9 protein-coding genes are annotated in these 14,581 nt (G+C 72.8%); 4 read left to right on the top strand and 5 right to left on the bottom strand.

The genetic code is table 11. The features are described 5' to 3' along the window. Nucleotide 1 precedes the first annotated feature (1 nt). Nucleotides 2–2,512, top strand: a complete 2,511-nt coding sequence (locus AC2D8W_RS14845) for an alpha/beta hydrolase family protein (protein WP_484672155.1) — start codon at nt 2–4, stop codon at nt 2,510–2,512. Here AC2D8W_RS14845 and AC2D8W_RS14840 read toward each other — a convergent pair. The 5 genes from AC2D8W_RS14840 to AC2D8W_RS14820 all read right to left on the bottom strand — a co-directional run bounded on the left by AC2D8W_RS14840 (nt 2,436) and on the right by AC2D8W_RS14820 (nt 6,907). Beyond that, nucleotides 2,436–4,268, bottom strand: coding sequence for an asparagine synthase-related protein (locus tag AC2D8W_RS14840; RefSeq protein ID WP_484672154.1), 1,833 nt, complete (start codon nt 4,266–4,268; stop codon nt 2,436–2,438). The genes AC2D8W_RS14845 and AC2D8W_RS14840 overlap by 77 nt on opposite strands. Beyond that, nucleotides 4,268–4,945, bottom strand: coding sequence for a lasso peptide biosynthesis B2 protein (locus tag AC2D8W_RS14835; protein WP_484672153.1), 678 nt, complete (start codon nt 4,943–4,945; stop codon nt 4,268–4,270). The genes AC2D8W_RS14840 and AC2D8W_RS14835 overlap by 1 nt, the downstream gene beginning before the upstream one ends. A gap of 64 nt (nt 4,946–5,009) precedes the next feature. Further along, nucleotides 5,010–5,132, bottom strand: a complete 123-nt coding sequence (locus AC2D8W_RS14830) for a hypothetical protein (RefSeq protein WP_484672152.1) — start codon at nt 5,130–5,132, stop codon at nt 5,010–5,012. 94 nt (nt 5,133–5,226) lie between these two features. Then, nucleotides 5,227–5,853, bottom strand: a complete 627-nt coding sequence (locus AC2D8W_RS14825) for a GntR family transcriptional regulator (protein WP_484672151.1) — start codon at nt 5,851–5,853, stop codon at nt 5,227–5,229. Nucleotides 5,854–6,019: 166 nt separating this feature from the next. After that, complete coding sequence (locus AC2D8W_RS14820; protein ID WP_484672150.1) at nt 6,020–6,907, bottom strand: DUF2939 domain-containing protein; 888 nt, start codon at nt 6,905–6,907, stop codon at nt 6,020–6,022. 142 nt (nt 6,908–7,049) lie between these two features. Between AC2D8W_RS14820 and AC2D8W_RS14815 the strand changes: the two genes are divergently transcribed. From AC2D8W_RS14815 to AC2D8W_RS14805, 3 genes are all read left to right on the top strand, one after another. Continuing rightward, nucleotides 7,050–8,054, top strand: coding sequence for a toprim domain-containing protein (locus AC2D8W_RS14815; RefSeq protein WP_484672149.1), 1,005 nt, complete (start codon nt 7,050–7,052; stop codon nt 8,052–8,054). Nucleotides 8,055–8,136: 82 nt separating this feature from the next. Continuing rightward, nucleotides 8,137–10,077, top strand: a complete 1,941-nt coding sequence (locus AC2D8W_RS14810; protein WP_484672148.1) for a ParB/RepB/Spo0J family partition protein — start codon at nt 8,137–8,139, stop codon at nt 10,075–10,077. 264 nt (nt 10,078–10,341) lie between these two features. Beyond that, the gene (locus tag AC2D8W_RS14805) at nt 10,342–14,580 is read left to right on the top strand and encodes a strawberry notch-like NTP hydrolase domain-containing protein (protein ID WP_484672147.1); all 4,239 of its coding nucleotides are present in this window, start codon (nt 10,342–10,344) and stop codon (nt 14,578–14,580) included. Nucleotide 14,581 lies beyond the last annotated feature (1 nt).

Below are 14,581 nucleotides of genomic sequence, written 5' to 3'. Positions count from 1 at the left end.
CATGACGCGCGTATCGGTGGGCGTCCTTGCGGCGCTCGCCCTGCTGGCCGGCGCGCCCCACGCGCCGGCCAGCGCCCGACCGTTCGGCATCGAGGACCTCCTCGCCCAGGAGTCCTTCGGCGCCCAGACGGTGGACCCGTCCGGCCGCTGGTTCGTGTTCGAGCAGCGCGGCCCCTACAACCGCTTCGGCCGCTATGACACCGCCGTGCTCCCCAGCCGGGCCGCGGGGCGCCTCCAGGTCGTCGACCTGGGCGGCCGCGGGGGCGCTCGCCCCCTCCTGGCGGAGGATGCCGGGCCAGGGGTGAGCCTCGCCGCCTTCTCGCCGTCAGGCGCGCGGCTGGCCGTCTACCAGCTGGTCGGGCGGCGATGGCGGCTGGGCGTCGTAAGCATGGAGACCGGGTCGGTGCGCTGGTTCGCGGCGGCGCCCCGCTCGGGCGGCCAGGGCCGGGCGCTGCAGTGGCTCGACGACCGCGAACTGCTCGTGCTGAGCCGCACGGACGGGGCGGCGCCGCCCGCCTACCGGACCGCCTGGGTGGCCGCCGAGCGGCTCGCACCCGCCTGGGAGACGGCGGCGGGCGGCGGAACGGCGCACACCGTCTACGGCAGCGGCGCCTATGCTCACGTGCGGGCGCAGGCCCCGCCCGTCGCCTTGCTGCGGGTGAACGCCGAGACCGGCGCCGCCGCCGAGCTGACCCGTGGCGGCTTAACGGACCTGGAGCTCTCTCCCGACGGGCGGCGGGTGGCGCTGTTCGCGCAGGGCCCGGACATCCAGCCGCGGCCCGACGGTCCTGTCCGCGGACTGGCGGGATCCGAGACGGAGGAGACCCGGCTGCGCATCCTCGACCTCCGGACGGGGCATATCGTCGACCCCTGCTCCGGGTGCGACGTGCTACCGCAACTGCTGAGCTGGTCGCCGCGGGGGGATGCGCTGCTCGCCTTTGCGCGCGTGAGCGGCCAGACCTGGCCGGAGGGCCGGCTGCTGCGCGTCGGCGTCGACGGGGCCGTCCAGCACGTCGGCGAGGGGCTGACCCCGGCGGTGGACGTCAACCCCGTGGTGGTGCGGGCCGGCTGGATGGGCGAGGACCCCATCGTGCTCGCCCGACCGCGCGGCGTGGAGGGGCGCGCCGACTGGCTTCGGCTGGGACCGGAGGGGCCGGTGAACCTCACCGCCGGGCTCGAGGCTCCGGGCAGGTCGATCCTGGCGGCGAACCGCAAGGCGCTCGTGCTGCTGGACGGCGCCCGGCCCTGGCGCGTGGACCGTCGCGGGCGCGCGGCCCGGCTGAGCGGGAGGGCGATGTCGGTGATCCTGGCGTCCAACCGCGGGGTCGACGGGGTACGGCTCAGCCGTGCGGTCGCAGCGACGCCGTGGCTGGCGGCGCGCGAGGACGCCACAACGGTGCGGCTGGCGCGCGCGACGCCTGGGGGCCTGCAGCCGTTCGGGCGGCTGACGCGGCTCTATGGCCCCATCGTGGGGATCTCCGAACGAACCGGCGACGTCCTGGTGCGGCAGACCGGGCGCAGGGGTGTGGAGGCCTTCGTGCGGCTGACACGGGACGGCGCGCTCGAGCCCCTGGTCACCATCAATCGCCGCCTACGGGACACCGATCCTCTGGTGGCGGAGCCCGTCCGTCACACGGGGCTGCGCGGTGAGGCCCTGACGAGCTGGCTGTTCCTTCCGCCGCATGCGGCGGGCGCTCCCCCGCCGCCGCTGATCGTCCGGCCCTATGTGGGCTACGCCTTTCCCACGGTTCCGCAGGACGGGTATCTCGAGGAGGGCTTCCTGCAGAACCTGCGGATGCTCGTGGGTCGGGGCTACGCGGTGCTCGTCCCCAGTCTGCCGACGCCGCCGGAAGGCCAGACCGAGCCCATGGACAGGCTCGCCGAGCGCGTCCTCGCCGCGGTGACGGCGGCGGAGACGTCGCCCGGCCTCAAAGGGGCCTTCGATCCGCAGCGGATGGCCATCCTGGGCTGGAGCTTCGGCGGCTACACCACCCTGGCCACGATCACTCAGACGGACCGCTTCCGGGCGGCGGTTTCGATCGACGGGGTGAGCGACCTCACCTCCTACTGGTCGAAGCTGTCGCTCGTGCGCCAGCTGCTTCCCGAGGAGGGCTACCTCTCCAACTGGTCGACCGGCACGGTGGAGTCGACCCAGCCGCAGCTGGGCGGCCCGCCATGGCGCCAGCAGCAGCGATACCTGCGCAACAGCCCCCTGTGGTTCGCCGACCGGGTGCGCACGCCCGTGCTGCTGATCCACGGTTGGCGCGACCCCTTGGCCGTGGGGCAGTCGGAGGCGATGTATTCGGCCCTGTTCCGCCAGAACAAGGACGCGCAACTGGTGGTCTACTGGGGCGCCGGGCACCAGCCCACGAGCCCCGGGGACGTGGCCGACGTCTGGGCGCGCATCTTCGCCTTCCTGGACGAGCGGCTCGAATTCACGCCGCCGGGTCCCGCGGGGCCGAAGCCGCGTCCGGAACCCGGGTCTGCCAGTAGCGCACCCACGCCTCGGTGACCGTGGCCCACAAGACGTCAGTGGGGGCGCCGCGCCAGATCAGGCGGTTAGGGTCGAGGTGGGCTTCCACCTCCGCTCGATCGAGCAGCCCCGCGGCGCAGAGGGTCCCGTCGAGCAGATAGGGCCGCAGGGTCTCCGAGCTGGCGGCGACGAGCCGCGCGAAATAGGCCGTGAGGTTGCCCTTGCTGCGCCGGGCGATGACGGAGGGCGGCAGCCGCTCGGCGAAGGCCTGGCGGGCGAACGGGCGATCATAGCTGCCGCCGGCGAGGTCGGGCACGGCCACCCCCAGGCAGAGCTCCGTCACCGGCTGGGCGAAATGGGGATAGAGCAAGTCCGCCAGGCGCCGTCGCCGGCTGCGGCCATTGTAGAGATGGGTGGCGGCCACCCCATGGACGTGCAGCACCTTGCCGGGGGGAAGCCCGCGGTCGCGCGCATCGCGCACCCAGGGATGGTCGATGCGGCGCACCTCCGCCTGCAGGTCGCGGGCGAGAATGCCGGACCAGTAGGTGAGCCGGCGCTCCCTCCCGCAGCGGGCGCGGTGGACTTCGCGCAGGACGCCCCAGACCGACTGGCGGGTGCGCCGGGCCACGTTCGGCAGCACCGGCGAGAAGATCGCGCGCCAACCGAGGCTCTGGAACTCGTCGGCCGCCACCATGGCGGTGGGGGGCTGGAAGTAGGCCCCATCGCCCCCCTGCCCCGATACGATGGCTTGCGCCCCGGTCTGGCGGATCAGCTCGGCCTCGTGGCGGTCGCGGCCCACATCGACGCCGGCCATGGCCGGCCAGAACTCCCGGGCGAGCTCCGCCAGGGTGGACTCTTCAATCGGGACGATCGTTTTGCGCACACTCGTCAAGGCGAAGCCGCCGCGTTGGGCCACGTCCTGGGCGTAGCGCGTCTCGTCGCCTTCCGCGCGGTCTCCGCGGTAGTTGATCCAGGCCGCCACCCGCCCGAGCTCGCCGGTCGCGGCGAGGCTTCCGGCGAGCACGGAAGAGTCCAGCCCCCCGGAGAGCTCGACGATGACCTTGCCGTAGCTGCTGACGAGCGCTGCGGTGCAGGCGTCCAGCCGGCGGAGGAGCTCCGTCTCCACCTCCCTGAGGTCCGCCGCTGGAGGCTGAGCGAACGCCCCGGGCGACCAGAGGGTCTCCGACCTTGCAGCCCCGCCCCCGATCGTCAGCATCTGGCCTGGAACGACCACCTCGATGTCGTCGAACAGCGGCGTCGAGGTCGAGGCGTACGGAACCGCCAGCATCCGTCCGATGCGGTCCCAGTTCAGCCCCTGGCGCCGCGGGCGCATCCAGGTGGGCGCCCGCACCATGTCGGACGCCACGACGCGCATGCCGCCGCCCAGGTCCCAGGCCATGGCGTCCAGGCTTCCGCTCGGGTCGCGGTAGACCGCCACTTCGCCGGCACTGCGCGTCGCCACCAGAGCCACGTACTGCCCCCAATGGGTGCGGCTCAGCCGCACGAGGAGCTCCCGCGGGCCGTCAATGGGCCGCGGTGCGCCCGGGTTCAGAGGCGATGTCGCCATCTGCGCGCCCGGCATCGGGAACAGCTCGCCGAGCACCAGGCCCCGCGCCCCCGGCATCGCCTGCACCGGAAGGGGTTGGGCAGGATCGGTCCAGAGGCTCAGGCCGGGGAAGGCCGGATGGCGTCGCCAGGCCGTCTCAGCCTCCATACGGCCGCCGACGTCCTCGGCGCGCCGGGCAGCCTCGGCATTTCCGGCAGGCCAGGCGAGGGCGAGGAAGGCCCGCCGCATCAGACCACCATGATCGGGCGGTAGGCCGCGACGTTCTCGAGGGTGTCGTCGAGCACCAGACCACCGGCCTGCAGCCAGCAATGGGCCTTGAAGGGCCAGACCGTCACCCCGAACACCCAGTCGTGCGGATGGCCGTTCCGATGGAGCAGGCGCCGGAGCATGAAGGCTCGCAGCAGGCACTTGCCGGACACAGGCGCATAAGGGATCCAGCGCTGGAACCGCGCGATGGTCTGTTCCAGCGATGTCGCACGACCGTTCCCTGGGACGATCTGACGGCCGATGATCTGCGAGAGCCGACGGCCGCGGTACGCCAGGGCCACGTCGATGACCGCCGACGCCAGCTGTGGGACGTCCGCCCAGACGGGTGGCGGATAGTGGCGCTCGAGGGCGCTTGCCGTCGGGGGCTGGGCGCGTCGTCGTCGCGCGGGCCGCTGGGCGTCGCACACGCCTCGGATCAGCCCCGCGGCGTGCAGGTCGGCGGCCAGTTCGGGGCTGGAAATGGTGACCGCGCAGCCGCCGTCCGAAATCGCGACCTCCGTCGCACCCCGCGGGACGCACAGATAGGCGTCGGCGCCGACGTCCAGCAGGACGAGGTCATCATCGACGGCTGTCGCGTGGACCTGGTCGCTGAGGACCCAGGCCGGGCCGTCGGGAACGTCTGCGGTGATCGTGAGCATCGTCTGACCGTCAAGCAGGAAGGACTCCGCCGCCGGCGCGCGCCGGCGGCGGAGGGATCGGACATCAGCCGCCGAAGGGGACCTCGGGATCGCCTTCGTTGTCGTCGCCGAGGATGGCGTTCGTGGAGAGCTTGGCGCCGCCAAGGCAGATCAGCCTTGAGGTCGGCAGGGGCAGTTGCTTGGACATGGTGTCCTCCGTTGGGGTGTCGCCAAGTGCGACGAGACAACCCTCGGATGAGGTCACGCTATACTCAAATAATACCGTGATATACTGGACTATATTATTGTTCTGGATCTTCGGCGGGCGGCGCCAGCAGGGCGGCAAACGGCTCGGCGAGTGCGACACGGCGGTCGTGGAAGGCCCTGATCGCCGCCTCGCGCTGGGACCGACGGGCCGGATCCGCGAGCGTCAGAAGGACCTTCGCCTCCGCGCCAAGGTCGTCCATCAGCTGCCCCTCGCGGCGGCGAACGGGTGCGAGCCGGATGCTAACGGCGCGGTGCGCTTCTGCGACGACCCGACTGCCGGATTCGGCGACCCAGCTCAGGAAGAGCCGTTCGATCGCCCGTACAGGAGGCTCGTCATGCAAGCCGTCGGGCAGGCGCAGATCCCGGTGCGCGTAGGTCGCGGACTGAGCCAGCAGCAGGTGCTGCTCGCTCATCCGGTAGAGCACCGCGATGTCCGCGGCCGAGAGTTCAGGGACGAAGAACCCGTCGCCACGGCGCTCCTCGAGCAGCCCCTCGCCCGCCAGCCTGGAAAGCGCCTCGCGCACCGGTGTGTGGCTGAGCTTGAGGGCTTCGGCGACCTCCTTGGCCGTGACCCGTGCGCCCGGTTCAAGGACGCCGTCACGGAGCCTTCGCCGCAGGTCGACCAGGGCTTGTCGGAAGGGTTCAAGTCGCTCCGGGACCATGGGATGCTCCGAGCACCGCTACGCAGGAACCAACCAATCAACGCGGCGCCACCCCTGCTGGCAAGGGCGATATATTCGTCCGTCAGAGATGATCTGGGCCTCGCCGGTCGTTCCGAGCACTATCGGCAAGAATTCTGCCGGTGACTTACCGTAATACTGCTGCGACCTATTGAGAGTGCGCCACTCGGTCATCTTCGGCGGCGGCTTCCGCCTCGGCCTCGCTGGCGAACCGGGGCGACCCGCAGGGACGCCATTCGGACTGGTACCCGTAGGCGGCGTTCTCGCCGTAGCACCACCCGGCCTGCTTCAGCGCTTCATCGGTGACATTGCGCGCTTCGCATGCCCTGTCGGTGGCGGGTTCGTCGCCGGCGCCGCCCCGACATGCCGAGTTCTCCTGCGCCCACCGCGCCAGCAGTGCGCTCGGCTCTGGATTGGGGGACGCCGGTGGGATGGCCCTGGCCTGCGGCGGCGATGGCCTCGTCAATGCAGCCTTTGGCAGTTCGATGCGGGTCAGGCGCCAGTCGAAGAGGCCGCGGCGATGGAGCACGAAGCTGAACCGGGTGTTCGGATCGTCCGCGCTGACGCTGGTGATGACATAGGTGTCGAGGTCCTTGTAGCGGTACTCGAACTTCGGTTCGCCGGAACCTGACTCGGCGGGTGTGGCGCCGCTCGGCCGCGGGGACGATGTGACCGGGCCTGGCGCTCCGGCAGCGGGTGGGTTGGCCGCCATCATCGTGGAGATGCCCTCGGCGGTGACGTAGCTTTCGATCACCTGGTTCACCAGCGCCGGGGCCATCACCACCGCAAAGCCGGCGAAGGGATTGTCCTTCAAGTCCGGGTCGGACTGGATGGACTTCAGGATCAGGGCGTTCAGCTGACCCTTGAGGCTCTCGCGCACGGCAGGGAAGTCGACCAGCCGCTGCAGCTTGTCCGCGTCGCCGGCCTGAGCCGCGGACTTGAGCGCGTTGGCCGCCATGAGCGGCGAGACGCCGTAGGCGCCCAGGAACACGAGCGCGGCCGCGACGGCGCCGCCGATCAGCTGCTTTCTCGACATTTGGCCCCGCTTCGATTGGCCCGACGGTGGCGCTTGCTGTGTCCGCAATCAAGTCGCTGGCGCAGCCGCGGCGCGCTCCGGCCATCAAATGCGAGAGTTGAAGGAAGGGTCCAGGGGCGCGCCCAGCTGAAGGGAGGAGCCCATGTCCGATCTCCAACGGCCTCGCGCCACCCTGGCGCGCCTCGCCCGCGCTCTGGGCGGTGAGTGCTATGGCGGCGGCGGCCGGGCCGTAGTGCCGGGCCCCGGCCACGGCCCGGGCGATCGGTCGGTGTCGCTGCGCCTTGTGGGCGGTCGGCTGCTTGCCCACAGCTTCGGTCGGTCGGATTGGCGCGAGGTGCTCGACGACCTGCGGAGGCAGGGGTGGATCGATGCGGACAATTGCCTTCTGGACGACGGCGCGGCGCCTGCGCGCCCATCCCGGCCCGAGCGCACCCGCGCCGAACGCACGCGCATCGCCCGTGTGCTGTGGGAGGCCGGGGGATCGGTGGCGCCTGAGGAGCCGGCCGCCGCGTACGGGCTCTCGCGGGGGGTCGACCTCTCGAGGATGGGGCTGGCAGGGCTACGGTCGCACGGGTCGGTCGCCACCCAGGTCTACGCGGACCGTGGCATGCGGATGGCCGCCCTCCTCGCGGGCGTCCGCGATGCGGCCGGTGCGATCACCGCCGTGGAGGTCACTTACCTGGAGGGGCGCGGCGATCTTAGTCGTCTGGCCCGGCCGCCGCGCAAGGTGGTGGGCTCGATCCCGGCCGGCTCGGCGGTGCGCCTGGTTCCGAGCGCGGCCGCGATGCTGGTGGCGGAGGGCGTCTTCACGACACTGTCAGGGATGGCGCGGTTCGGCTTGCCGGGCTGGGCGCTGCTGTCGACCAGCAATCTGCGTCGTTGGTCGGCGCCGGACGGGGTCGAGCAGGTGCTGATCGCCGGGGACCGCGGGCCGGACGGCGAGCGCTCGGCCGCGATCCTGCGCGCGCGGCTGCGCAACGCGGGGGTGGCGGCCGAGGTCGTGCTGCCCCCCGTCGGCGCCGGCGACTGGAACGATCTGGCGCGGAGGGAGGACAAGGAAGGGCGGCTTGGGGCGCCCGGATCGCAGGGATGGTCCCTCGCGGCCGGGCAGGACCTGCCCCATGCCCGTGACCCCCTCCGTTCCTGAAGCCCCACCCATCTCTGAGAAACCCGCCGAGCGCCTGCCGAGGAGTTTCCCGCTCCGCGACCTCGCCGTCGCGTCCGAGAACATGCGCTTTGGCGAACCGCCGGACGACGAGATCCCTGAGCTCGCCGAGACCATCCTCGCCGCCGGCGTGCTGCAGCCGCTCACAGTGCGGCCGGGCAAGAAGAAGGAAAAGCCCGCCATGGCCCTGGACGGCCGGCGGCGCTGGCTGGCGCTGCAGCTGCTGCTGGAGTCCGGGCGCATCGGCGACGATTATCCCGTGCCGGCTTTTGTGGAGACGGATCCGGCCCGCCAGGCCGCCGCGATCGTCCTGACCAACACGGCGGTCCCGGTGCATGTGGCCGACGTGATCGTCGCCATCGGCAAGATGGCCAAGGCCAAGCTGGCGTCGGCGGCGATCGCGAGCGCCCTCGGCTACGCTGAGATCGACGTGCGCCGGCTTTCGGCGCTCGCCGAGCTGCATCCGAGGGCGCTCGAGGCGCTGCGGAGCGGACGCCTCAACCTGAAGCAGGCGCGGCTGATGGCGCGCCTGCCCAACAAGAAGGAGCAGGGCGAGATCGCCGAGGCGGTCCTGAACGGCTTCGGCTTCCAGGAGTGGCGAATCACCGACCGGCTCGACGCCGGCGGGGTAACCGTGCGCGACCGCCGCTTCAGGCTGGTGGGCGCCGAGCGCTACGTGGCAGCCGGCGGCCGCCTCGAAAGCGACCTCTTCGGGGAACGGCCGGACGTGATCCTCGACCCTGAGATCCTGCAGGACGCCTGGATCGCCCGCGCCGAGGCCCTGTCGGCGGAGCTCCGGGCGGCCGGCGTGCAGGTCCTGGTGGCTGTCGCGCCGTCGCAGATCGACGATCCGGCGCTCGAGCCGTTCGGCGACGCCTACGGCATGGGCCTGGACGCCGAGGCGCTGTCGGCCTGGGACCAGGCCCAGGACGCGGCTCAGGACGCCGCCGCGGCTCTTCACGAGGTCGATCTCTCGCAGGCCGAGGCGGATGCCGCCATCGCCGCCCTGCTGCAGGCCAAGGTCGCCGCCGACGTGGCGGGCGAACCCTTCCGGGAGATCAGCCTGGTGCAGGTGTTCTCGGATGGCGCCACCGGTCTCGACGTGCGCGCGTTCGGCCCCCCGGCGCCGGTCGCGGAGCCCGAGTACGAGGCGGCGGAGCGCGAGGGTGATCGCGACGACGCGGACGAGGTCCAGGGGGCGCTGGAGCCCGCGGCCATCGTGCGCCGCGGGGTGGTCAGCGCCGCGCCGGTGGCGGTGGCCCCAACGCCGGACCTGGATGGCGTGAACCACGTGCTGCACGACGTGCGCACCGACACCGCCACGCGCGCCCTGATCCGAGCGCTGGCCGACGACCCGGCCGTGGCGCTCACCGCCCTGGTGGCCCGCCTCTTCGGGGTCCTCGTGCTGCGGCAGAACCGGGCCAAGGGCGGCGGCGCGCTGGCGATCGACGCCGAGACCTACGGGCGCGTCGGGGTCGCGGCGATCGAGGCGCTGGACGGCGAGGTCCGGCGGCGCCTCGCCGAGCGGCGGGCGGCCTGGGAGTCCTCCGAGGTCTCGCCGATCGCCTGGGTCGACGGCCTGGCGCATGGCGAGAAGATGGCGCTGCTGGCCGAGCTGGTGGCGCTGTGCCTCGACCTGCGCGAGGAGCGGACGACCTCGGTGCGCCGCTCGGCGCGGGCCGAGGCGGTGGAGATCGCCGCCCTCTGCCACGCCGACGTCACCCTGCACTGGACGCCGGACGCCAGGTTCCTCGGCGCCCACCCCAAGGCCAAGATCTTCGACATGCTCGACGAGATGGGCGCGGGCGAGAGCCGGGCGGGCGCCTGCAAGAAGGACGAGCTGGTCGCCCTGGTCGCCGAACGGGCGGCCGACCGCGGCTGGGCGCCGGCCTATCTCTCCTGGGCCGCCAAGCCGCCGGCCGAGGCCGAGGTCGAGGACGAGCCGCCGGCGGCGGAGGCGGAAGCTGTCGGTGACAGCGCGGCCGTGGCGGCGCTCGCCGCCTGAGTGAAAGCCTGACGCGCATGCCCGTCGCGAACGGCCGGCGCCGCGCACCGTAGAGCCGGTGCGGCCGAGCCGTGGGCACGATTGGAGCGCTCTCAGCTGCCCAAGGCCGCAACGGCTCCCTCCGCGGTGCGCAGTCGGGTCGACGGCGCCGTTCCGGTCGCTCCGGAGCGGCGCCGTCGTTCTGGAGCCGGAGGAAGGGTTGGGGCGCGGGCGAGCCCGGCGAAGTGGAGGGGACCGCCCTCCGCGCCGGGCCGGAGCCCCGCCATGAACGCCGCCCTTCCGCTCTTCGCCGCCGACGACCGCCCGCAGAACCTGCTCGCCGCCGCCCGCGCGCTTGCGCCGCACCTCTTCCGTGGCCGTTCGCTGGAGCGGCGCGTTGTCTCGACGGTGCTCACCACCGCGTTCGGCGCGACGGATGCCGAGGGCGCTTGGGACTGGCGCGACGCCTACGACGCCATCGAAGCGGCCATGGTGCTGCAGGTCCGGCGGATCGGCGGCCAGGTGGCCCGGCTCGAGGACGCGCCGGCCGAGGTGGTGGGTGCGCTGGCCGATCTGGTGGAACTCGGTCTCACCCACACCCGCCGCTCCGAGCACCAGCTCGCGTTCGACCAGTTCTCGAGCCCGGCGCCGCTGGCGGCCCTTCTGGTGCTGGCCGCCCAAGTGCGTCCCGGCGACCGGGTGCTGGAGCCGTCGGCCGGCGTCGGTATGGTGGCGGCGATCGCCGAGGCCTGCGGGGCCGTGGTCACGCTGAACGAACTCAGCGACCGCCGCGCGGGGCTGCTGGACGGCCTGTTCCCGGCTGCGGCGCGCACCCGCTTCGACGCGGCGCATCTTGGCGACCTGCTGCCGGCGGCGGGGAGCTTCCACGCCGTGGTGATGAACCCGCCGTTCGCGGCGCTGGGCTCGCATGTGCTGGCGGCGCTGGCCTGCGTGGCCAACGGCGGTCGCGTTGCCGCCATCGTCCCGGCGAGCGCGCTGAGCGACGCCCCGTTGCTAGTGGCGACGCAGCGGTTTGCGCGGGTGGTCGGGCGGCTGGTCCTGCCGCCGGGCGCCTTCGCGAAGCATGGCGCCAGCGTGGAGACCGGGATGCTGGTTCTCGACCGCGGCCTGGGCGGGGAGACCGCCGCCCTGGAGACCGCCACAACGCTGGCGGACGCGGCGGCGTGGGCCGCGGGCCTGCCGGACCGGCCGACTTGCCAGCCGCGCGTGGCGCGCGTGGGTCCCGTCGGCTTGGCGCTGCGGCCGCGCAGCCTGAGCGGGCCGGCGATCGCCCTGAGCTTCCTGGAGGACGCCCAGACCCTGGACTATGTAGCGACTCCATGGTCCGGCGAGGGCCGTGACGTGGGTCTCTACCAGGCCTGGGGGCTGGGCCGGATCGCTTTCGCGACGGCGCTGCCCCACCCGACGCCTCTGGTGGAGTCGGGGGCGATGGCGTCGGTGGCGCCCCCTGCTCCGGCCTACCGGCCCAGGCTCCCGGCGGTCCTGCGGGCGGAGGGGCGGCTCTCCGACGCCCAGGCGGAGACCGTGGTCTACGCGGGCGAGGCGCACGGCGCGCACCTGTCGGGCTGGTGGCTGCCCGGCGAGGCCGCGCACGAGCTGCGGCTCGCTGATGAGGACGCCGAGGGTGTGTTCCGGCTGCGGCGCGGCATGTTCCTGGGCGACGGCACCGGCGCCGGCAAGGGTCGCCAGATCGCCGCGGTAATCGCCGACAACATGACCCACGGCCGGGTCCGCGCCCTCTGGCTGTCGAAGAACGAGGCGCTGCTGGAGGACGCGCAGCGCGACTGGAGGGCCATCGGCGGCTCGCCCCATGACTTGGTGGCGCAGTCACGCTGGAAGCAGGGGGAGGCGATCCGCCTGGAGCGCGGCGTTCTCTTCACGACCTACGCCACCCTGCGCCAGCCCGCCCGCGGCGGGCGCCCCTCGCGCCTCGACCAGATCGTGGCCTGGCTGGGGGCCGGCTTTGACGGGGTCGTCGTCTTCGACGAGGCCCACGCCATGGCCAACGCCGCGGGCGGGATCGGCGGGCGCGGGCCGAAAAAGGCTTCGCAGCAGGGGCTGGCGGGCCTGGCCCTGCAGAACCGCCTGCCGGACGCGCGGGTGTTCTACGTCTCGGCGACCGGGGCCACCGAGCCCGCCAACCTCGCCTATGCGGCGCGGCTCGGCCTCTGGGGCGGGCCCGACGCGCCCTTCACCACCCGCGCCGACTTCCTCGACGCGGCCGAGAGCGGCGGCATCGCCTTCATGGAACTGGTGGCGCGCGAGCTGAAGGCCATGGGCCTCTACGTGGCCCGCAGCCTCTCGTTCGAGGGCGTCGAGTATTCGCCCCTCGCACATCCGTTGAGCGCGGACGACATCGCGATCTGGGACGCGTGGGCCGACGCCTTCCAGGTGATCCACGCGAACCTAGGCGCGGCCCTGCAGGCGATCGGGGTGGTCGACGGCGACGGCAAGGTGGTGAGCGGGGCCGCCATGAGCGCGCTGCGCTCGGCCTTCGAAGGCGCGAAGCTGCGCTTCTTCGGGCACCTGCTCGCGGGCCTGAAGGCTCCGACGCTGGTGGCCGCGATCCGCCGAGACCTGGGCGCCGGGCGCTCGGCGGTGGTGCAGATCGTCTCCACCAACGAGGCGGTCATGAACCGCCGGCTGGACGAGATCCCGTCCGAGGAGTGGAGCAACCTGCAGGTGGACCTGACGCCCAAGGAGTACGTCCTGGACTACCTGCAGGGCGCCTTTCCGACCGCGCTGATGGAAGCCGTCGAGGGCGAGGATGACCAGGTGGTCCTGCGGCCAGTCATGAAGGACGGCTGTCCGGTGCATAGCCAGGAGGCGCTGCGCCTGCGCGACGAGACCGTCGCGGCGTTGGCGAGCCTGCCGGCCGTGCCCGGTGTTCTGGACGCGATTCTGGACGCCTTCGGGACTGGCGCGGTGGCCGAGATCACCGGCCGGTCGCGACGCGTCGTGCTGCGGGAGGGCCGCCGCGTCGTGGAGCGGCGGGGGGCCTCGGCGGCCAAGGCCGAGACCGACGCCTTCATGGACGGGCGTAAGCGCGTGCTCGTCTTCTCCGACGCCGGCGGCACCGGCCGCAGCTATCATGCCGCCCTGGACGCCGTGAACCGCCAGCGGCGCGTCCACTACCTGGTCGAGCCGGGCTGGCGCGCCGATGCGGCCATCCAGGGCCTCGGGCGCACGCACCGGACCCATCAGGCGTCGCCGCCGCTCTTCCGGCCGATCACCACCGACATCCATGGCGAGAAGCGCTTCCTGTCGACCATCGCGCGACGGCTCGACTCTCTGGGCGCGCTCACCCGCGGCGAGCGCCGGGTGGCCGGCGCCGGTCTCTTCCGGGCCGAGGACAACCTGGAGAGCCCGTGGGCGCGCCGCGCCCTGCTCGTCCTCTACGGCGCGCTGGCGTTCGGGGAGCTCACGAGCATGTCGCTGGAGGCGTTCGAGGCCAAGACGGCGCTGAAGCTGCTGGACAGCGAGGGCCAGCTCAAGGGGGCCGAGGACCTGCCGCCGATGAACACCTTCCTCAACCGCCTGCTGGCGCTGCGGATCGCGGATCAGAACGCGCTCTTCGCCGACTACGAGAAGATCCTGGCCGGGGTGGTCGAACGCGCCGCGGCGTCCGGGCAGCTCGACCACGGGCTGGAGGACATCGTCGCCGAAGACCTGCAGGTCCTGTCCGAGGAGACCGTGCGGACGGACGAGGCCACCGGCGCGGAGACCCAGCTGGTCGGGTTCGCGCTGCGGGCACGGCGCGAGTTCTTCGGGGTGGACGAGGCCTTCGGTCTGGCCGAACGGCTCGGCGAGGCCGCGGTCCTGGCCCTCAACGGCCGTTCGGGCCGCGCGGCCTTGGTCGAGCTGGGACTGACGACCACCGACGACAACGACCGTCTGCTGCCGGCCGTGCGCCTGCGCCGGCCCGACGGCAAGTCGCTCGAGACCGCCAAGGCGTTCGAGGAGTCGGCCTGGGCGTCCGCCGAACCTGAGGCTTGGCGCGCGGCCTGGACCGCCGAGATTTCGCAGGCCGATCTATGGCGGACCCGCGAACTGACCCTGGCCACCGGCCTCCTGCTGCCGGTCTGGGCGCGGCTGCCGGGGCGCGGCGCGCAGGTCCGTCGCGTGAAGGCGCCCGACGGGCGCCGCTGGCTCGGCCGGGTTCTGGACGCGAGCCAGGTGGCGGCGCTGAAGGCGGCGCTGGGCGTCACCAGCCTGGCGGAGGCCTGGTCGGACGGAGCGCTGGTGCTGCGCGAGGTGCTGGAGCGCGGCGTCCAGCTCGGCCTGGACGGCGGCTTGTGGCTGCGCCGGGCGCGCGTGATGGACCGCCAGCGGCTGGAGGTGGTGGGCGGGGCCGGTGACCGGGCGGCCCTCGTGGCGCTCGGCTGCTTCACCGAGATCATCGCCTACACCCTGCGGGTCTTCGTGCCCGTGGACCGGCCCGAGGTGGCGGCGGCCGTGGTGGCACGACACGCCGTCGTGCAGGCGATCGAGCCGGGAGGGTGAA

This window comes from Phenylobacterium sp. T106 (genome assembly GCF_057219735.1).
The sequence above is the reverse complement of the archived record's forward strand: the minus strand, read 5'-3'. Positions and strand labels throughout refer to the sequence as shown.

What these genes read in the sequence shown, in the direction of transcription:
- AC2D8W_RS14825 (WP_484672151.1), bottom strand. Translation starts at nt 5,853, where the DNA reads ATGGTCCCGGAGCGACTTGAACCCTTCCGACAAGCCCTGGTCGACCTG.
- AC2D8W_RS14845 (WP_484672155.1), top strand. Translation starts at nt 2, where the DNA reads ATGACGCGCGTATCGGTGGGCGTCCTTGCGGCGCTCGCCCTGCTGGCC.
- AC2D8W_RS14805 (WP_484672147.1), top strand. Translation starts at nt 10,342, where the DNA reads ATGAACGCCGCCCTTCCGCTCTTCGCCGCCGACGACCGCCCGCAGAAC.
- AC2D8W_RS14835 (WP_484672153.1), bottom strand. Translation starts at nt 4,945, where the DNA reads ATGCTCACGATCACCGCAGACGTTCCCGACGGCCCGGCCTGGGTCCTC.
- AC2D8W_RS14810 (WP_484672148.1), top strand. Translation starts at nt 8,137, where the DNA reads ATGCGCTTTGGCGAACCGCCGGACGACGAGATCCCTGAGCTCGCCGAG.
- AC2D8W_RS14840 (WP_484672154.1), bottom strand. Translation starts at nt 4,268, where the DNA reads ATGCGGCGGGCCTTCCTCGCCCTCGCCTGGCCTGCCGGAAATGCCGAG.
- AC2D8W_RS14830 (WP_484672152.1), bottom strand. Translation starts at nt 5,132, where the DNA reads ATGTCCAAGCAACTGCCCCTGCCGACCTCAAGGCTGATCTGCCTTGGC.
- AC2D8W_RS14820 (WP_484672150.1), bottom strand. Translation starts at nt 6,907, where the DNA reads ATGTCGAGAAAGCAGCTGATCGGCGGCGCCGTCGCGGCCGCGCTCGTG.
- AC2D8W_RS14815 (WP_484672149.1), top strand. Translation starts at nt 7,050, where the DNA reads ATGTCCGATCTCCAACGGCCTCGCGCCACCCTGGCGCGCCTCGCCCGC.